This window comes from Nonomuraea sp. KM90 (genome assembly GCF_052246675.1).
Lineage (GTDB): Bacteria > Actinomycetota > Actinomycetes > Streptosporangiales > Streptosporangiaceae > Nonomuraea.
On sequence record NZ_JBQQCB010000003.1, the window covers coordinates 338,531 to 356,687 of the forward strand.

Here is an 18,157-nt window from a genome sequence, read left to right on the forward strand (position 1 = left end):
GACACTATGGCATATTGTCATGACATCTGGATGTCCGCTATGTTGCGCAATGTGCCCCGGCCGAAACCCCGGCGCCGCACATCGCATAGTGTCGGACGGTTAGATCGCTCCCGGTCGAGCAAAGACGCAGCATGCGGGCACATCCTCGAATTATGGCCAGGTCTTTACGTCATATGGATGTCATGACATATTGGCCCATGGCTCCTCCCTTTTAGGACACGTCGGAGGGTTTGCATGGCATTGCGGAAACGGTCGATGGGTGTGGTCGCGGTCATCACCGCGGCCGGTCTGGGGCTCGCCGCCTGCGGCCAGTCGTCCGGCGGGGACGGTGACGCGATCGAGCTGACGATCGCCCAGAACGCCATCGCGGGCGGGAAGAACGCGGCGGCCGCGAAATACATCGCCGACTGGGTGATCCCCAAGTTCGAGGCGGCCCAGAAGGCGAAGGGCAAGGACGTCACGGTCAAGTTCGTTCCCAGCGGAGTGGACGACGAGCAGTACAAGACCAAGCTCTCCCTCGACCTCAAGTCAGGCAAGGGCGCGGACGTGATCGACATCGACAGCATCTGGGCCGGTGAGTTCGCCGAGGCGGGCTACATCAAGCCGCTGTCGGAGCTGGTCGGGGCGGAGGCGGACAGCTGGGACGGCTGGGCGCAGATCCCCGAGGCGGTGCAGGGGATGGCCGAGTTCAACGGCAAGAAGTACGCCCTGCCGATCGGCACCGACGGCCGGGTGCTCTACTTCAACAAGACCCTCTTCGCCAAGGCGGGGCTGCCGGCCGACTGGCAGCCGAAGAGCTGGCAGGAGGTCCTCGACGCCGGGACCAAGCTCAAGTCCTCCGGCGTGCCCGTGCCGATCCAGATCAACGCCGGCACCGCCATGGGCGAGGCCACCTCGATGCAGGGCGTGCTGCCGCTGCTCGCGGGCGCGGGCGGCGAGGTGCTCAAGGACGGCAAGTGGAGCGGCGCCTCCCAGCCGCTGAAGGACGCGCTCGGCCTCTACCAGAAGATCTACGGCGGCGGCCTCGGCGACCCCAAGCTCCAGCAGGAGGCCAAGGGCCGCGACAAGTCGTTCCAGCAGTTCGCCGAGGGCAAGATCGGCATTCTGATGGAGGGCGACTACTTCTGGCGCGGCGTGGTCAACCCCAAGGACGGCGTGGCCAAGATGGCCGACCGCGACCAGACCGTGGGATACGCCATGATCCCGGCCATGGAGCCCGGCAAGGGCCTCAGGGGCCAGGACTTCGTCAGCATGTCGGGCGGCGCGCTGCGTACGGTCAACCCCAACAGCAAGCACCCGAAGGAGGCCTTCGAACTGCTGGCCTTCACGCTCTCGCCGGAGGCGCTGAAGGCGGAGACCGCGAACGGCAACGTCCGCGTCACGCCGCGCACCGACGTCAACAAGGAGATCCTGGCCGGAGAGCCGCTGCTGACGTACATCTCGGAGAAGGTGCTGCCGCTGACGGCCTACCGGCCGCCGGTCGCGGTCTACCCGCAGGTGTCGGTGGCGCTGCAGGAGGCCACCGCCGCGGTCGTGGGCGGGACCGCGCCCGACCAGGCGGCGGCCGACTACCAGAAGAAGCTTGAGGGAATCGTCGGTGGCGCAGGCAATATCGCCTCCTGAGGTCGAGCTCCCGGTAGAGCAGGAGCCCGTTCGCTACAGCTCGGACGCGGCGGGCCTGGGGAGGTGGCGGGCCGGGGTCTTCGTGGCCCCCGCCCTGCTCCTCATCGCCGTCTTCCTCGTCTTCCCCGCGCTCTGGGTGCTCTACCTCGGGCTCACGAACTACCGCCTGACCGGCATCGCGGCCGCGGAGCCGCAGTTCGTGGGGCTCGACAACCTCCTCGACGCGGTCTCCAACCCCGCGTTCTGGGACTCGACGTGGCTGACCACGCAGTTCGTGCTGGGCTCGGCCGTCATCGGACAGGTCGGGCTCGGCTTCACCATCGCGTGGCTGCTGCGCGACCGGCGCGGCCCGCTGAAGCGGCTGGTCGAGGGCCTGGTCATCCTGGCCTGGATCCTGCCCAGCGCCATCGTGTCGTTCCTGTGGGTGGCGCTGCTCGACCGCGACGGCGGCACGCTGAACGCGCTGCTGGGCATCCCCGGGTTCGCCTGGCTGCTCGACCACCCGATGTTGTCGATCATCGTGTTCAACACCTGGCGTGGCACGGCGTTCTCGATGATGTTGTACGGCGCCGCGCTCGGGAACGTGCCCCCGTCGCACCTGGAGAGCGCCCGCCTGGCCGGGGCCTCCGGCTGGCAGCAGCTCAGGGACGTGGTGTTCCCGCACATCAGGGGCCACATCCTGACGAACCTGCTGCTCATCAGCCTGTGGACGTTCAACGACTTCACCCCCTTCCTGCTCACCGCGGGCGGCCCCGACGGCAAGTCCGAGGTGCTGGCCGTGCACGTGTACAAGGTCGCGCTGCAGGGCGGCGAGCTGGGCTACGGCGCCGCCGTCTCCACGATCATCCTGCTGATCAACCTGGTCGTGGCGGTGTTCTACCTGCGGCTGCTGCGGAGCAAGAAATGACGCGTTTCGTCCTGGGCCGGATCGGGTTCTGCACGCTGATCGCGGTGCTGCTGGCGTTCTTCACGATCCCGCTGCTGTGGCTGGTGACCGCGCCGTTCACCTCGGACCCCACGTACGAGGTGAACGTGCCCGACTTCACCCTGGACAACTTCCGGGCGGTGCTGGAGCACCCGTACGCGCTGCCGTCGTTGTGGAACTCGGTCGTCCTGTCGGCCGGCACCGCCGTGCTGGTGGTCGTCCTGGCGGCGCTGGCCGCCTACGCCCTGAGCCGGGTGCGGCTGCCCGGGCGGGACGCGCTGCTGTACGCGTTGCTGCTGCTGTCGTCGATCATCACGGGGACGGCGGCGATGGTGCCGCTGTTCCAGCTCGCGGTCGAGCTGAACCTCATCGACTCCCAGTTCGGGCTGATCCTCATCCTGACCGGCGGCCTGCTGCCCGCGGCGATCTTCATGCTCAAGGACTTCATGGACTCCACCCCGAAGTCGTACGAGGAGTCGGCGCGGGTCTTCGGGGCCACGCCGCTGCAGATCGTCCGGCACGTGGTCGTCCCCCTGGTACGCCCCGGTCTGGCGACCATCGCCGTCTGGGCCGTGGCCAACGTGTGGGGGAACTTCCTGATGCCGTACCTGCTGCTGAGCGACGTCGAGAAGCAGCCGGCGGCCGTGATCACGTACACGCTGTACACCGAGGGCGGTCAGGCCAACCTGAGCATGTTGTCCACGTTCGGGCTGCTGTACTCGATCCCGGTGGTGCTCATGTACCTGTTCGTCAGCAAGAAGTACGGCTTCCGCTTCCACGGAGGGATCAAGCGTTAATGGCCGCCATCGAACTACGCGGGCTGACCAAGGTCTACCCCGGCGGGGTGAAAGCGCTCGACGCGCTCGACCTGGCCGTCCCCGACGGCGAGTTCTTCGCCCTGCTCGGGCCCTCCGGCTGCGGCAAGACCACGCTGCTGCGCACGATCGCCGGGCTGGAGACCGCCACCGGCGGCGCCGTGGTGATCGGCGGGCGGGACGTCACGGGCGTGCAGCCGGGCGGCCGGGACGTGGCGATGGTGTTCCAGGACTACGCGCTGTTCCCGCACATGGACGTCACAGAGAACATCGCCTACCCGCTGCGGATCAAGAAGGTCCCCAAGGGCGCGCGCCGCGACAAGGCCGTCGAGGTGGGGGCGCGGCTCGGGCTCGAACACCTCATGGACCGGCGGCCCGGCCAGCTGTCCGGCGGGCAGCAGCAGCGGGTGGCGCTGGCCAGGGTGATGGCCACGCAGGCGCAGGCGTACCTGTTCGACGAGCCGCTGTCCAACCTGGACGCCCGGCTGCGGCTGGAGGCGCGCACGTTCCTCAAGAAGCTCCAGCGCGAGCTGGGCGTCACCACCGTCTTCGTCACCCACGACCAGGCCGAGGCGCTGGCCATGGCCGACCGGATGGCGGTCATGGAGGCGGGCCACATCCGGCAGATCGGCACGCCGGCCGAGGTGTTCCAGCGGCCGGCCAACACGTTCGTCGCCGGCTTCATCGGCTCGACACCCATGAACCTGCTGGACGGCACCGTACGAGGTGACACGCTGGAGGTGGCCGGGTGCAAGGTCGCGGTCCCGGCCTCCGCGGAGGGGCTGCTGTCCGACGGGGAGAAGATCGTGTACGGCGTTCGGCCCGAGTACATGACCTACTCCGCCGAGGCCGCGGAGGGGGCGTTCGGCGGGAAGGTGGCGATCGTGGAGAACCTGGGCGCGTCCCATCTCGTGACCCTCGACGTCAACGACACGACCGTGCAGGCCGTCGTGCCTGAGGGCAGTGAACCCGCCGTGGGGGATGACGGTTATGCGCTGCCCCGGCGCGACCGGGCACTCGTCTACCGGAACGGAGAGCTGGTGTGAGAGGGCACTGGTCGCTGGACGACCGGCTGGAGCGGATCCTGCGGGAGGTGCCGTTCGAGGTGCCGCCCGGGGCGGCCGCCGTCACCGTGAAGCTCTCCTACGACAGGTCCCAAGGGGTGATCGACCTCGGGTGCGGCTCCCCCGACGGCTTCCGCGGCTGGTCGGGAGGCGCGCGCGACGAGTACACGATCACCCGCGACTGGGCCACCCCCGGCTACCTGCCGGGCGAGCCGGAGGCCGGGACCTGGCACGTGTGGCTGCGCCTGCACCGGATCCCGTCGCAGGGCCTGGACTACACCCTCGACATCTCGTTCGAGAGCGTGCCCGAGCCCGTCGCCGGGGAGCCGCCGCACGGCGAGCGCCCGCCCCGCCGGGACATTCCCGACGTCGACGGCCTGCGCTGGTACGCCGGTGACTTCCACGCCCACACCCTGCACAGCGACGGCAGCCTGACCATCGCCGAGCTGGCCGAGCTCGCCCACGGGCGCGGGCTCGACTTCCTGGCCGTCACCGACCACAACACCGTCAGCCACCACCCCTGGCTGGGCAAGATCGACCGCGACGTCACGCTCATCCCCGGCCAGGAGGTCACCACCGACCGGGGCCACGCGAACGTGTTCGGCGACGTCGGCTGGGTGGACTTCCGGCAGCCGGCCGACTCCTGGGTGGAGCACGCCGAGCGCGAGGGCGGGCTGATCTCGATCAACCACCCGCTCGGCGGCGACTGCGCCTGGCTGCTGCCGATCAGCCGCCGGCCCCGGGTCGCCGAGGTGTGGAGCTCCGGCTGGTGGGACCGCCGCTGGGGCGCGCCGCTGGCCTGGGCCGACGCCTGGCGCGACGACGTGATCGCGATCGGCGGCAGCGACTTCCACCGCCCCGGCTCCGACGGTCTGCCCGGCGCGCCCACGACCTGGGTGCTGGCCGAGGAGACCGGTGCCGTGCTGGACGGCGTGCGGGCCGGCCGCACCGCCGTCTCCACGGGCCCCGACGGGCCGTTGCTGGTCAGGCTGGGCGATGAGCTGCTCGCGCTGGACGCCGACGGCCTGGTGCTGGTCCGCCCCGACGGCACCCGGCGGGTGGTCCGCGGCGAACGGGTGCTGCTGCCGGCGATCGACGGGCCGCACCGGTTGGAAACCTACGAGAACGAGGTGATCGCCCTATGCGCGTGAGGAAAGTCGCCAACGCCCCTGTGAGCTTCGGCGTGTTCGAGCTGAGTGACGCGCCGCCGCCGCTGACCCCCGACGAGATGGTCCGCGCGCTGTCCGAGGCCGGTTACGAGGGCATCGACTCCGGCCCGATCGGCTACCTGGGCACCGGCTCCGAGCTGGCCGACCGGCTGGCCGGGGCCGGACTGCTGCTCGCGGGCGGCTGGGTGGACCTGCGCTACGGCGACGCCGAGGCGTACGCTCGCGGGCTGCCCGCGCTGGAGGCCGCGCTCGACGTGTTCGCCGCCGCCCCCGCCGGTGACCTGGCGCCGCGGCCCACGCTGGCCTGCTCGGGCTCCCCGGAGCGGTTCGCCCGCCCGGGAGGGAGCGCTCCAGGGCTGGCCGCCTCCGACTGGCCCGCGTACGCCGCCCGCGTCCAGGAGGCCACCGACCGGTGCCGCGAGCGCGGGTTCGAGCCCGCCTTCCACCACCACCTCGGCACGTACGTCGAGACCCCCGAGGACGTCGAGCGCCTGCTGGAGCTGACCGACGTGCCGCTCTGCCTGGACACCGGGCACCTGCTGCTGGCCGGGGGAGACCCGGTCGCCTGCCTGCGCGCGTGGGCGGACCGGGTCGGGCACGTGCACATCAAGGACGGCGACACGAAGATCCTGGCCCAGGCCCTGTCGGACGGCGTGGACCTGCGCGAGCTCATGGGCCGCGGCGGGTTCGCCCGGCTCGGGGAGGGCGAGCTGGACCTGCCCGGCGTCGTGCGGACGCTGGACGAGATCGGCTACGCCGGCTGGATCGTCATCGAGCAGGACACCCTGCCCGGGCGGCGCACGGTCGCCCAGAACATCGCCGATCAAGCGGCCAATCGCCGGAAGCTGAAGGACTTGGGACTTTGAGAATCGCTCTTGTGGGTTGCGGGGCCGTCACCCAGGCGGTCTACGTGCCGCTGCTGTCGAGGCGGCGCGACCTGTTCGAGGTGGTGGCGGTCTGCGACCTGTCGCGCACGCTCGCCGACGTGGTCGGGGACCGGCTGGGCGCCTCCCGGCGCTTCACCGATGTGGCGGAGATGCTGGCCGACGGCGGCTTCGAGGCCGTCGTCGTGCTGGCCTCCGGCTCCCACGGCGAGACCGTGCGGCAGGCGCTGGCCGGCGGGTACGCCGTGTTGTGCGAGAAGCCGCTGGCGCTGACCAGGGCCGAGGTGGCGGCGCTGCCCGAGGGGCGGCTGATGGTCGGCTACATGAAGCAGTACGACCCCGCCGTGCGCCGGGCCGAGGAGCTGCTGGCCGGGCTGGGCGGGCCCGAGGTGATCAGGGCGGTCGAGGTGACGGTGCTGCATCCGAGCGGGGAGTCGCAGCTCGCGTTCGCGAATTTGGCGCAGGCCCGCGACGTGGACGCCGGGCTGCTCGCCTCGCTGCGCGCCGCGGAGACCGATCTGGTGTCGCGGGCGCTGGGGGAGTCGGCGCCCGAGGCGGTGCGGAACCTGTACGGGGTGGCGTTGGGCTCGATATGCCACGATTTGTCGCTCTTGAGGCGCTTTACTGGCTCGCCTACGGAAATTTCGCACGTTGAGACGTGGGGGCCCCCGCCCGGCTCCATCGAGATCTCCGGGCCGCTGCCGATCCGGGGCCGGTTCTCCATCCGCTGGCACTATCTGGAGGACTATCCCGCCTACCGCGAGACCGTGGCCGTCCACCATGACCGGGGCTCGCTCCAGCTGGTCTTCCCCTCGCCTTATCTGATGAATGCCCCGACCAGGCTCACCGTGGTTTCCGACGGCGAGAGCCGGACGCACTGGCGGGACGTGACTGAGGCATTCGAGGTACAACTCGTGGCCTTCCATGCTTACGTGAACGATGGCAAGCCGCCGCTGACCGACGTGGTCGGCGGGCTGGAGGACATCGTCACGGCGCAGCGGATCGCGGCCCGTTACGCCGTACAGCATGATCTGCCCATTGGAGGGGAGGCAGCGTGAGCAAGGAGATCGTCGTCGTACCGCACACGCACTGGGACAGGGAGTGGTACGAACCGTTCCAGCGTTTCCGGCTGCGCCTGGTGGCGCTGCTGGACGAGGTGCTCGACACCATGGAACGTGAGCCGGCCTACCACTTCACCCTGGACGGGCAGCTCGCCTGCGTGGACGACTACCTGGAGGTGCGCCCGGAGAACCGCGACCGCGTGGCGGCTCTGGTGGAGTCGGGGCGGCTGGCGGTGGGGCCGTGGCAGATCCTGCTCGACGAGTTCCTGTGCTCCGGCGAGAACATCATCCGCAACCTGGAGCTGGGCATGGACCGGGCGGACAAGCTCGGTGGCGCCATGCCGGTCGGCTACCTGCCGGACATGTTCGGCCACACGGCCCAGATGCCGCAGATCCTGCGCAAGGCCGGTCTGCTGCACGCCTGCGTGTACCGCGGGGTGCCGTCCTCGGTCACCACCGACGCGTTCGCCTGGGTCGCCCCCGACGGCACGGCGCTGCGCACCCAGTACCTCCCGGCGGGCGGCTACGGCAACGGGGCCCACCTGTTCTACGACGCGCAGGGGCTGGAGGAGCGGGCGGCGGCGTTCGTCAAGACCATGCGGGAGTGGCACGGTCCCGAGGGGTCGCTGCTGGCGATGTACGGGACCGACCACTCGGCGCCCGTGCGCGGGCTGCCGGAGATGGTGACGGCGATCGGCGCCCGCATGGACACCTTGTCCGGATATATCGGCGCCTATTCGGGTGAAGTGGATGGCCTGCCCGAGGTGCACGGAGAGCTCCGCTCCCATGCCCGGGCCAACATCCTGCCCGGCGTCATCTCCGTCCGCGCCCACGTCAAGCAGGCCATGGGCCGCGCCGAGCGGATGGTCGAGCGCTACGCCGAGCCGCTGGCCGCCCTCTGGGGCGACAAGTGGCCGGGCCGCTTCCTCGACATGGCGTGGTGGCGGCTGGTGGACGCCAGCGGCCACGACTCGGTGACCGGGTGCGGCGTGGACGAAACCGCCCAGCAGGTGGCCGCCCGCATCGCGGAGGCCGAGCAGCTCGGGCAGGCCGTGCGCGACATGGTGACCGCCCGCCTGGCGCGGACCGTACCGTCCGACGGGGTGCTCATCGTCAACCCGACGCCGGACGCGCGGGGCGGGGTCGTGATCGTGGACGTCGCCGGGATGGACCCGTTGGTGGACCCGTGGGGCCGGCCGGTGCCCACGCAACCCCTCGAGTACGCGGCCACGCTGCTGCTCGACGAGGAGATGGACCCCGCCACGGCGCTGACCTTCATCCACGGCACCGAGCTGTACGGCCAGCACATCACCGACTGGACGGTCGAGGGCGACACGCTGGTCTTCACCGTGGCCCGCGAGACCTCGGTCGTCTTCGACGTGGACGACCTGCGGGGCGCCCTCGACGGCGTGACCCGCGTCCGCATCGTCGCCGAGCCCCGCCGCACGGTCGCGGCCCTGGTGGAGGCCCCGCCGCTCGGCCACACGAGCATCCGCCCCGTCCCCCACGACCGGGTCTACGGCCCCGCCCGCACCGAGCGGGTCCACCCCATGCTCGGCGAGCACCACCCGTCCTGCTGGCTCCGCTCCGACTCGGCGGCCCTGCCGGTGCGCGGCGACCACGAGGTGCTGGACAACGGCCTGCTGCGGGTCACCATCGAGCCGGAGGGCACGCTGACGCTGGTCGGCCAGGACGGCACCACGGTCACCGGCGCGGGCCGCATCGTCGACCGCGGTGACGTGGGCGACACCTACAACTACGCGCCCCCGCTGGCCGACCTCCTGGTGTCGGAGCCGGAGCGGGTCGAGGTGGAGCTGCTCTGTTCGGGGCCGCTGGTGTCGATCGTGGAGGTGCGGCGTACCTACCGGTGGCCCGTCTCGGGCGAGGGTGTGGACGGCGCTCCGGAGGTGCCCGCCATGACGCGCAGCTCCCAGATGGAGGACATCACCGTCACCACCCAGGTCGAGCTGCGCGCGGGCGAGCCGTTCGTCCGCCTGCGCGTCGAGTTCGACAACCGCTGCGACGACCACCGGGTACGCCTGCACGTCCCGCTCCCGTCGGCGGCCACGCACTCGTACGCCGAGGGCCAGTTCGCGGTCGTCACCCGTGGCCTCACCTCGGAGGGCGGCTGCGGCGAGACTCCGCTGCCCACCTTCCCGGCCTCCTCCTGGGTGGCCGCCGGAGGCGTGGCGGCGCTGCTGGAGCACGTGACGGAGTACGAGGTCGAGGACGGGGAGCTGGCCCTCACGCTGCTGCGCTCGGTCGGCTACCTCTCCCGCAACCGCAACGCCCTCCGCCCCGAACCGGCCGGCCCCCAGCTGCCCACTCCGGCGGCGCAGTCGCGCGGGGTGCGGTCGGTGAACCTGGCGCTGATGCCGTACCAGGGCTCCTGGGAGGAGGTGGTGCCGCAGGCGGAGTCCTTCCGGCACGACCTGCTCGTGGTGCCGGGGCAGGGCGAGCGCTTCCTCCCGCTGCCCTCACCCGCGGCCGGGCTGTCGGTGACGGGCGAGGGCGTGGTGATGACCTCGCTGCGGGACCGGGACGGCTGGAAGGAGCTCCGGGTGGTGGCCCTCACCCCCGAGCCCACCGAGGCGGTCATTTCCGGCGACCTGGTCGAGGCCCGGCAGGCCGACCTGCGCGGGCGTCCGGGAGAGCCCGTGCAGGTCAGGGACGGTGTGGTGCGGTTGCCGCTGGAAGCGTGGGAGATCGCGACCATCCAGTTCCGTCAGCAGTGAGCGATTGAGGTTGGTCGCCGGGACGGCCCGCTAAGGTCCGAGGAGGCCGAGCTGGCGGGCGGCTCGGATGGCGAGCCAGACCTCGGCGAACGCCGCGCTCGACGACAGGTCGCGACCCGTGAGGGCCGCGAAGCGGCGTAGGCGGTAGGCCAGGGTGTTGGGGTGGACGTGGAGGGCGGATGCGGCGTCCTCCACGTGACGGTTGCGTTCCATCCACACCCGAACCGACATGAGCAGCTTCGAGTCGTGCGCCTCGTCGTAGCTCAGCACCCCGCCCAGCACGTGGTCCACCAGGGCCGAGAGGGTCGCCGGGTCGTCCGGCAGCCAGCGGCCCGTCGTGTCCTCGCCGTAGTGGACCAGGGCCTTGCCCGATTCGGCGGCGTGGGTCACCGCCCACACCGCCTCCCTCTGCGCCACCTGCAAGGACTCCCCGGGCGGGAACGGGCGGCTCAGGCCCGCGGCCGCGCCCGGGGCGGCGGCGACGGCGGGGCCGAGGGCGGGCGGGCCCAGGACGTAGTGGTCGTCGCCACGGCGCAGCATCAGGTGGGGCAGGGGGTCGAGGGCGCGGCGGAGGGCGTCGTCGGGGACACCGCGAACCACCAGCAGGACGGTGTCGGCGTCCATGGGCAGGCCGAGCCGGGCCAGGCGGCGGCGGGCGGCCGGCGGGTCGAGGAGGTCCTGGAGCAGCTCGGCCAGCGTCTCCGCGCCCTCCCTGCGCAGCGTCTCCCGTTCGTGCCGGGCCATGGCCACCTGCAGCGCCGCGACCGTGGCGATGTGCTGGACGACGGCCAGGCCCGCCGGGCGGGCGCCCTCGCGCTCGAAGGCCACCAGGTAGCCCGCCGGGCCCCCGGGAGCGGACACCGGGACGACGAAGCCGCCGGGGATCGTCGGCGGCGCGTCGGGCTGGCCGGGAAGGACGTCGAGAGGCGGGACGGGCACGCCGGGCAGCAGGGGACGGCCGTGCCGGGTGGACAGGAAGACGTCGTAGCCGGACAGGCGTTCCAGGCGTTTGAAGAGCGTGGCCGTGTCGAGGTCTTCCGCGGCCAGCCAGCGCAGCGCGCCGAAGACCTGGAGCTGGGCGCCCAGGCGGTGGCTGGCGTCCTCCTGGAGCGCCGCGGCCACCTCCTGGGCGATCGCGATGAACGGGACCGCCAGCGGCACCTCCAGCACCGGCATGCCGCGCTCCTCGGCGGTCTCGAAGAAGGCCGGGTGCAGCGGCGGGACGTGGAGCTGGGCCGACAGGGCGAGGGCCGAGACGCCGGCGTCGTCCAGGCGCTCCAGGTAGGCGCGCTGCCGGGCCGCCGTCCGGGGGACGCCGATGCCCGTGGTCATGATGACCTCGGCGCCCAGCAGCCAGGGGGTGGGGTCGTCCAGCTCGCTCACATGGGCCCACGAGACCGAGCGGGGCAGGCCGGACTCGCCCGCCAGGACGCGGAGCTGCAGGGCGGGGGAGCGGATGAGGTCTTCGACCGTCAGCTTGTGGTCAGCCACAACACACACCGTAATACTTTGTGGTGACCACAATTGTCGCAGGTCAGAGCCATGACGAACACTGTCCGCATGAACACAGGCCCCGTCGACTCCTCCAAGGTCCCCCGCTTCGCCGGGCCCGCCACGTTCGCCCGGCTGCCTCGCCTCGACCAGGTCGGGCGGGCCGACGTGGCCGTGGTGGGCGTGCCCTTCGACACCGGCGTCTCCTACCGGCCGGGCGCCAGGTTCGGTCCGGCCGCGGTCCGGGAGGCGTCCCGGCTGCTCCGGCCGTACCATCCGGGGCTGGACGTCTCCCCGTTCGAGCGGGTGCAGGTGGCCGACGCCGGTGACATCGCGGTCAACCCGTACGACATCGGCGCCGCCATCGAGACCATCGAGGGCGCGGCCGACGAGCTGGACGCCCGGCTGGTCACCATCGGCGGCGACCACACGATCGCGCTGCCGCTGCTGCGGTCGGCGGCCAGGAAGCACGGTCCCGTGGCGCTGGTGCACTTCGACGCGCACCTCGACACGTGGGACACCTACTTCGGGGCCGAGTACACGCACGGCACCCCGTTCCGGCGGGCCGTCGAGGAGGGGATCCTCGACACCGAGGCGCTCAGCCACGTCGGCATCCGGGGCTCCCTCTACGGCAAGAAGGACCTGGAGGAGGACCGGCGGCTCGGGTTCGGCATCGTGACCGCGGCCGACGTGCTGCGGCGCGGGCTGGACGAGGTGATCGACCTGCTGCGGCAGCGGGTCGGCGACCGGCCTCTCTACGTCTCGGTGGACATCGACGTGCTCGACCCCGCCCACGCCCCCGGCACGGGCACGCCGGAGGCCGGCGGGCTCACCAGCCGGGAGCTGCTGGAGATCCTGCGCGGCCTGGCCGGCGCCAACCTGATCGGGGCCGACGTGGTCGAGGTGGCCCCGGCCTACGACCACGCGGAGATCACCTCGATCGCCGCCTCCCACGCGGCCTACGACCTCGTCAGCCTGCTGGCGATCCAGGAGAAGACATGAGCAGCGGCTCCATCACCGAGATCGAGACGTACGGCGTCGAGCGCATCCCCGACTCCGACCGCACCGCCCGCCCGGTCGACCTGTTCCGGGTCGCCTTCGGGGGCGCGAACACGTTCGCCACCTGCGTGCTGGGGGCCTTCCCCATCCTGTTCGGTCTGTCGTTCTGGCAGGGACTGGCCGCCACCGTGCTCGGGCTGGTGGTGGGCGCGCTGATCCTGGCGCCGCTGTCGCTGTTCGGGCCGCTGAACGGCACCAACAACGCCGTCTCCTCCTCGGCCCACCTGGGCGTGCACGGCCGGGTGGTGGGCTCGTTCCTGTCGCTGCTGACCGCGATCGCGTTCTTCTCGATCTCGGTGTGGTCGTCGGGCGACGCGCTGGTGGGCGGCGCGCACCGGCTCGTGGGGCTGCCGGACACCGACCTCTCGTACGGCGCCGCGTACGCGATCTTCGCCGTCCTCGTGCTCGTGGTCTGCGTGTACGGCTTCCGTTTCATGCTGTTCGTCAACAAGATCGCGGTGGCGGCCGCGTCGCTGCTGTTCGTCCTGGGCGTCTTCGCCTTCGCCGGCGACTTCGACCCGTCCTATCCAGGTGCGCTCCCGCCCGGCGCCCCGTTCTGGCCCTCGTTCATCGGCGCGGCCCTGATCGTGCTGTCGAATCCGGTCTCCTTCGGCGCCTTCCTGGGCGACTGGTCCCGCTACATCCCGGCGAACACCCCGCGCCGGCGGGTGATGGCGGCCGCGTTCCTGTCGCAGATCGCCACCATCCTGCCGTTCTTCTTCGGCCTGGCCACCGCCTCGATCATCGCCGCCAAGGCCGCCGAGTACGTGGACCCGGCCGCCCCCAACTACGTCGGCGGCCTGCTGGCCGTCTCCCCCGGCTGGTATTTCGTGCCCGTCTGCCTCATCGCCCTGATCGGCGGGATGTCCACCGGCACGACCTCCCTGTACGGCACCGGCCTCGACTTCTCCAGCGTCTTCCCCCGTTTCTCCCGGGTGCAGGCCACGGTCTTCATCGGCACGCTGTCGATCGTGTTCATCTTCGTCGGCCGGTTCGCCGCGAACCTCACGCAGAGCATCTCCACGTTCGCCACACTGATCATCACGTGTACGGCACCCTGGATGGTGATCATGATGCTCGGCTACGTCACCCGGCGCGGCTGGTACGACCCCGAGGCGCTCCAGGTGTTCAACCGGCGCCAGCGCGGCGGCCGCTACTGGTTCGCCCACGGCTGGAACTGGCGCGGGCTGAGCGCCTGGCTGGTCTCCGCCGGGCTGGCGCTGATGTTCGTCAACCTGCCCGGCCAGTTCGTCGGGCCGCTCGGCCACCTGGCCAGCGAGGTGGACATCTCGCTGCCGGTCGGGCTGGCCGTGGCCGGGTTGCTCTACCTGGCGCTGCTGGCCGTCTTCCCCGAGCCGCGCGAGGTCTACGGTCCCGACGGGCCGCGCCTGGTGCGTTCGGCCGACACCCCGATCCTGCCGATCGTGGACTCCGCGGCGGGCCGGGCGGCGGAGCCGGTCGCGTGAGCGAGCTCGTCGACCTGTCGGTGCCGATCGAGACCGGGATGCCCGTCTACCCGGGCGATCCGGAGGTCTCGGTCGGCCCGGCGCTCACCGTGGCCCGCGACGGCGTCAACGTGCTGGCCCTGCACCTGGGCTCCCAGTCGGGCACCCACGTGGACGCGCCCGTCCACATCGACGACACGCTGCCCGCGCTGGACGAGCTGCCGCTGGAGCGCTTCTGCGGGCCCGCCGTGGTGGTGGACGCGCGTGGCCTGGCGCCGCGCTCGGCCATCGGGGCGGCGGCCTTCGAGGGGGTCGAGGAGGTCAGGGCGGGGACGATCGTGCTGGTCGCCACCGGGTGGTCGGCGTACTGGGGGAGCGCGGACTATCCGGCGCACCCGTACCTCAGCGAGGAGGCGGCCGGGCTGCTGGTCGAGCGGGGCGTCCGTACGGTCGGGATCGACGCGCTGAGCGTGGACCCGACGCCCGCCGAGGACTTCCCGGCGCACCGGGTGCTGTGCGGCGCGCACGCCGTGATCGCGGAGAACCTGACCGGCCTGGACCGGCTGCTGGAGGTGCGGGGGAGGCCGATCGAGGTGTTCCTGCTGCCGCTGCGGCTCCCCGGCGCCGACGGCGCGCCCGTGCGCGCGGTCGCGAGGGTGGGCTAGCGGGTGCCCCAGGAGTACGTCTGCTTGCGCAGCTTCAGGTACACGAACGACTCGGTCGCCCGCACGGCCGGGATGGCGCGGATCTTGCTGAGGATCTCCAGCAGGTGACCGTCGCCCTCACAGACCACCTCCACGATCACGTCGAAGGAGCCCGCCGTGAGCACCACGTAGTCGATCTCCTCGATGGCCGCCAGCTCGTCGGCCACCGACTCCAGGTCGCCCTCGCAGTTGACGCCGATCATGGCCTGCCGGGGGAAGCCCAGCGTGAGGGGGTCGGTGACGGCGACGATCTGCATCACGCCGGCGTCCTGCAGCCGCTGGACCCGCTGGCGCACCGCCGCCTCCGAGAGACCGACCGCCTTCCCGATCGCCGCGTACGGCATGCGCCCGTCAGTCTGGAGCTGTTCGATGATCTGCTTCGACAGGTCGTCGAGCACCACGGGGCCGGAGTTGGCGTGATTTCGGCGTACGCGCGGCGGCGTCGTCATCGAGAGGTTTCCTCCTACCGGTCCGGCGTTACGGGGGCGTTCCCGGTGGGTTGCCGTCCTGGTGCGACATGTTGTCAGTTCTTCGCGGTCTGTCAAGCGAATTCGTAGCAATTTGATATCTTCACCACGAAATCCCTTGTCCGGATGCCATTGCTCTGTCAGAGTCGCGGCATCTCAGCCCACCTCACGAGGAGGTCATCACCTTGACGACCACCCGTCTGCAGAACTTCATCAACGGTGAGTTCGTGGACGCCAAGAGCGGCCGATTCTCCGACATCATCGATCCCTGCACGGGCGCGGCCTATGTCCAGGCCCCGGTGTCGGGTGCCGAGGACGTCGACGCCGCTTTCGCCGCCGCGGCCGCCGCGTTCGAGTCGTGGGGCAGTACCACCCCTGGTGAGCGGGCCAACCTGCTGCTCAAGGTCGCCGACGCGATCGAGGCGCGGGCCGACGAGATCAACGAGGCCGAGTGCCGCAACACCGGCAAGCCCCGCGCCCGCATGGCCGAGGACGAGACGCCGGTCGCCGCCGACCACTTCCGCTTCTTCGCGGGCGCGGCGCGCACGCTGGAGGGGCCGACGGCCGGCGAGTTCCTCGCCGAGCACACCAGCGTGATCAGGCACGAGCCGATCGGCGTCATCGGCCAGGTCACGCCGTGGAACTACCCGATGATGATGGCGGTCTGGAAGATCGCCCCCGCGCTGGCGGCCGGCAACACGATCGTGCTCAAGCCCTCCGACACCACTCCCGTCTCGACGCTCAAGCTGGCCGAGATCCTCGGTGAGGTGCTGCCCGCGGGCGTCTTCAACGTGGTCACCGGCGACCGCGAGACCGGCGCCCTGGTCGTGAGCCACCCGACGGCCGCGATGGTGGCCATCACCGGCTCGGTCGGCGCGGGCATGTCGGTCGCCAAGAGCGCCGCCGACGACCTCAAGCGGGTGCACCTGGAGCTCGGCGGCAAGGCGCCGGTCGTGGTCTTCGACGACGTCAAGGACCTGGGCAAGGCCGCCGCCGACATCGCCACCGCGGGCCTGTACAACGCCGGCCAGGACTGTACGGCCGCCTGCCGGGTGCTGGTGCACGAGAGCGTGCACGACGAGTTCGTGGCCGCCCTCACCGAGGCCGCCGCCGGCACGGTCACCGGCGACCTGGACAACGAGGAGGCCCTCTACGGCCCGCTCAACAACGAGAACCAGCTCGCCAAGGTCCAGGGCTTCATCGACCGGGTCCCCGCGCACGCGAAGGTCCTCACCGGCGGTCACCGCGTCGGCGACCAGGGCTACTTCTTCGCCCCGACCATCGTGGACGGGCTCAGGCAGGACGACGAGATGGTGCAGAACGAGGTCTTCGGGCCCGTGATCACCGTCCAGACGTTCTCCGACGAGGCCGACGCGCTGGCCAAGGCCAACGACGTGAAGTACGGCCTGAGCGGCTCGGTCTGGACCTCCGACCACGGCCGGGCCATGCGCATGTCGAACCGGCTCGACTTCGGCGTGGTGTGGGTCAACACGCACATCCCGTTCGTCTCGGAGATGCCGCACGGCGGCTTCAAGCACTCCGGGTACGGCAAGGACCTCTCGGTGTTCGGTCTGCACGACTACACCAGGGTCAAGCACGTCATGCACTACATCGGCGACTAGCAAGGAAAAATCCTGGATATGACCGGGCTGAGTGCGATTGAGCTTGAAGACGTCGTCAAGGAGTATCACTCGCATGGCGAGGTCGTCCAGGCGGTCAAGGGAGTGACGCTGGACATCGCCGAGGGGGAGTTCTTCTCCCTCCTCGGCCCGTCCGGCTGCGGCAAGACCACGACCATGAGAATGATCGCGGGCTTCGAGGCGCCCTCGAAGGGGCTGGTGAAGCTTCACGGCCAGGACGTGACGAACGTCCCGCCGAACAAGCGCGACATCAACATGGTCTTCCAGTCCTACGCGCTCTTTCCGCACATGAGCGTCTGGGACAACGTGGCCTTCGGCCTCAAGCAGCGCAGGACGCCGCAGGAGGAGATCAGGCGGCGGGTCGGCGAGATGCTGGAGATCGTCGATCTCGGCGGCCGGGAGAAGCGCATGCCGCGCGAGATGTCCGGCGGCCAGCAGCAGCGCGTGGCGCTGGCCAGGGCGCTGGTCAACCGCCCGCGGGCGCTGCTGCTGGACGAGCCGCTGGGCGCGCTCGACCTCAAGCTCCGCCAGGCCATGCAGATCGAGCTGAAGCGCATCCAGCGCGAGGTCGGCATCACGTTCGTGTACGTCACGCACGACCAGAACGAGGCGCTGACCATGAGCGACCGGATCGCCGTCATGAACGACGGCCTGGTCGAGCAGCTCGCCGGTCCGCGCGAGATCTACGAGCGGCCCGCCACGCCGTTCGTGGCCGGCTTCATCGGCACCTCCAACCTGCTCGCCGGTGCCGCGACCGGCGGCGAGCTGAAGGTCGGCGGCGGCCGGGTGCTGGTGCCGGGGCGCGACGGCGACGTGACGGTGACCGTGCGGCCCGAGAAGATCACCATCGGCACCGAGGAGCCCGGCCGGGAGCTGAGCGCGGTGCGCGGCACCGTGGGTGAGGTCGTCTACCTGGGCACCTACAACAGTTACGCCGTGAGCCTCCCGGACGGGGCGGAGATCACGGTGTTCCAGCAGAACGCGCACGACGCCACGGCGACGGCGGAGCGGGGCGACTCCGTGTGGCTGTCCTGGCAGGCGCAGCACTCGTATGTGATTGGAAGTTGATAGCACC

15 protein-coding genes are annotated in these 18,157 nt (G+C 71.0%); 13 read left to right on the top strand and 2 right to left on the bottom strand.

Features of this window, described 5'->3' with window-relative positions; all coding sequences use genetic code 11:
• The first annotated feature begins 234 nt into the window (after window positions 1–234).
• The 8 genes from ACTWPW_RS06065 to ACTWPW_RS06100 are packed head-to-tail and all read left to right on the top strand — an operon-like array spanning window position 235 to window position 10,276.
• Window positions 235–1,623, top strand: a complete 1,389-nt coding sequence (locus ACTWPW_RS06065) for an extracellular solute-binding protein (protein WP_375115075.1) — start codon at window positions 235–237, stop codon at window positions 1,621–1,623.
• Window positions 1,598–2,530: a carbohydrate ABC transporter permease gene (locus tag ACTWPW_RS06070; protein WP_375115076.1), complete on the top strand. Its 933-nt coding sequence runs from the start codon at window positions 1,598–1,600 to the stop codon at window positions 2,528–2,530. Before ACTWPW_RS06065 ends, ACTWPW_RS06070 begins: the two co-directional genes overlap by 26 nt.
• Complete coding sequence (locus ACTWPW_RS06075) at window positions 2,527–3,345, top strand: carbohydrate ABC transporter permease (RefSeq protein WP_364127003.1); 819 nt, start codon at window positions 2,527–2,529, stop codon at window positions 3,343–3,345. The genes ACTWPW_RS06070 and ACTWPW_RS06075 overlap by 4 nt, the downstream gene beginning before the upstream one ends.
• Window positions 3,345–4,409 (top strand): ABC transporter ATP-binding protein, encoded by a 1,065-nt coding sequence (locus ACTWPW_RS06080; protein WP_375115077.1) that lies wholly within the window; start codon window positions 3,345–3,347, stop codon window positions 4,407–4,409. Before ACTWPW_RS06075 ends, ACTWPW_RS06080 begins: the two co-directional genes overlap by 1 nt.
• Window positions 4,406–5,578, top strand: coding sequence for a CehA/McbA family metallohydrolase (locus ACTWPW_RS06085; protein WP_375115078.1), 1,173 nt, complete (start codon window positions 4,406–4,408; stop codon window positions 5,576–5,578). Before ACTWPW_RS06080 ends, ACTWPW_RS06085 begins: the two co-directional genes overlap by 4 nt.
• Window positions 5,569–6,462 carry a TIM barrel protein gene (locus tag ACTWPW_RS06090; RefSeq protein ID WP_375115079.1) on the top strand — a complete coding sequence of 298 codons (894 nt, stop codon included), beginning with the start codon at window positions 5,569–5,571 and terminating at the stop codon, window positions 6,460–6,462. Before ACTWPW_RS06085 ends, ACTWPW_RS06090 begins: the two co-directional genes overlap by 10 nt.
• Window positions 6,459–7,538, top strand: coding sequence for a Gfo/Idh/MocA family protein (locus ACTWPW_RS06095; protein WP_443168138.1), 1,080 nt, complete (start codon window positions 6,459–6,461; stop codon window positions 7,536–7,538). Before ACTWPW_RS06090 ends, ACTWPW_RS06095 begins: the two co-directional genes overlap by 4 nt.
• The gene (locus tag ACTWPW_RS06100) at window positions 7,535–10,276 is read left to right on the top strand and encodes a glycoside hydrolase family 38 N-terminal domain-containing protein (RefSeq protein WP_375115081.1); all 2,742 of its coding nucleotides are present in this window, start codon (window positions 7,535–7,537) and stop codon (window positions 10,274–10,276) included. The genes ACTWPW_RS06095 and ACTWPW_RS06100 overlap by 4 nt, the downstream gene beginning before the upstream one ends.
• A 30-nt stretch (window positions 10,277–10,306) precedes the next feature.
• Here ACTWPW_RS06100 and ACTWPW_RS06105 read toward each other — a convergent pair whose 3' ends face one another.
• Window positions 10,307–11,767, bottom strand: a complete 1,461-nt coding sequence (locus tag ACTWPW_RS06105) for a PucR family transcriptional regulator (protein ID WP_375115082.1) — start codon at window positions 11,765–11,767, stop codon at window positions 10,307–10,309.
• Between the two features lie 69 nt (window positions 11,768–11,836).
• On the opposite strand from ACTWPW_RS06105, the gene speB reads away from it, so the two are divergent.
• From speB to ACTWPW_RS06120, 3 genes are read left to right on the top strand one after another with little or no spacing between them, the layout of a single operon-like run.
• Window positions 11,837–12,769 (top strand): agmatinase, encoded by a 933-nt coding sequence (gene speB, locus ACTWPW_RS06110; RefSeq protein WP_443168139.1) that lies wholly within the window; start codon window positions 11,837–11,839, stop codon window positions 12,767–12,769.
• Window positions 12,766–14,292 carry a purine-cytosine permease family protein gene (locus ACTWPW_RS06115; protein WP_375115084.1) on the top strand — a complete coding sequence of 509 codons (1,527 nt, stop codon included), beginning with the start codon at window positions 12,766–12,768 and terminating at the stop codon, window positions 14,290–14,292. The genes speB and ACTWPW_RS06115 overlap by 4 nt, the downstream gene beginning before the upstream one ends.
• Complete coding sequence (locus ACTWPW_RS06120) at window positions 14,289–14,936, top strand: cyclase family protein (protein ID WP_375115085.1); 648 nt, start codon at window positions 14,289–14,291, stop codon at window positions 14,934–14,936. Before ACTWPW_RS06115 ends, ACTWPW_RS06120 begins: the two co-directional genes overlap by 4 nt.
• Here the strand turns inward: ACTWPW_RS06120 and ACTWPW_RS06125 are convergent.
• On the bottom strand, window positions 14,933–15,424 hold the full coding sequence (locus ACTWPW_RS06125; protein ID WP_375115086.1) for an Lrp/AsnC family transcriptional regulator: 492 nt from the start codon (window positions 15,422–15,424) through the stop codon (window positions 14,933–14,935). The genes ACTWPW_RS06120 and ACTWPW_RS06125 overlap by 4 nt on opposite strands.
• Window positions 15,425–15,621: 197 nt before the next feature.
• On the opposite strand from ACTWPW_RS06125, the gene ACTWPW_RS06130 reads away from it, so the two are divergent.
• Together ACTWPW_RS06130 and ACTWPW_RS06135 are read left to right on the top strand one after the other, a co-directional pair.
• The gene (locus ACTWPW_RS06130; protein WP_364127130.1) at window positions 15,622–17,064 is read left to right on the top strand and encodes a gamma-aminobutyraldehyde dehydrogenase; all 1,443 of its coding nucleotides are present in this window, start codon (window positions 15,622–15,624) and stop codon (window positions 17,062–17,064) included.
• Between the two features lie 18 nt (window positions 17,065–17,082).
• Window positions 17,083–18,150, top strand: a complete 1,068-nt coding sequence (locus ACTWPW_RS06135) for an ABC transporter ATP-binding protein (RefSeq protein WP_443168140.1) — start codon at window positions 17,083–17,085, stop codon at window positions 18,148–18,150.
• The last annotated feature ends 7 nt before the right edge of the window (window positions 18,151–18,157 follow it).

Bases quoted from the DNA above. Each gene is read 5' to 3' on its own strand.
- ACTWPW_RS06065 (WP_375115075.1), top strand. From the start codon at position 235: ATGGCATTGCGGAAACGGTCGATGGGTGTGGTCGCGGTCATCACCGCG.
- ACTWPW_RS06075 (WP_364127003.1), top strand. From the start codon at position 2,527: ATGACGCGTTTCGTCCTGGGCCGGATCGGGTTCTGCACGCTGATCGCG.
- ACTWPW_RS06080 (WP_375115077.1), top strand. From the start codon at position 3,345: ATGGCCGCCATCGAACTACGCGGGCTGACCAAGGTCTACCCCGGCGGG.
- ACTWPW_RS06090 (WP_375115079.1), top strand. From the start codon at position 5,569: ATGCGCGTGAGGAAAGTCGCCAACGCCCCTGTGAGCTTCGGCGTGTTC.
- speB (WP_443168139.1), top strand. From the start codon at position 11,837: ATGAACACAGGCCCCGTCGACTCCTCCAAGGTCCCCCGCTTCGCCGGG.
- ACTWPW_RS06115 (WP_375115084.1), top strand. From the start codon at position 12,766: ATGAGCAGCGGCTCCATCACCGAGATCGAGACGTACGGCGTCGAGCGC.
- ACTWPW_RS06125 (WP_375115086.1), bottom strand. From the start codon at position 15,424: ATGACGACGCCGCCGCGCGTACGCCGAAATCACGCCAACTCCGGCCCC.
- ACTWPW_RS06135 (WP_443168140.1), top strand. From the start codon at position 17,083: ATGACCGGGCTGAGTGCGATTGAGCTTGAAGACGTCGTCAAGGAGTAT.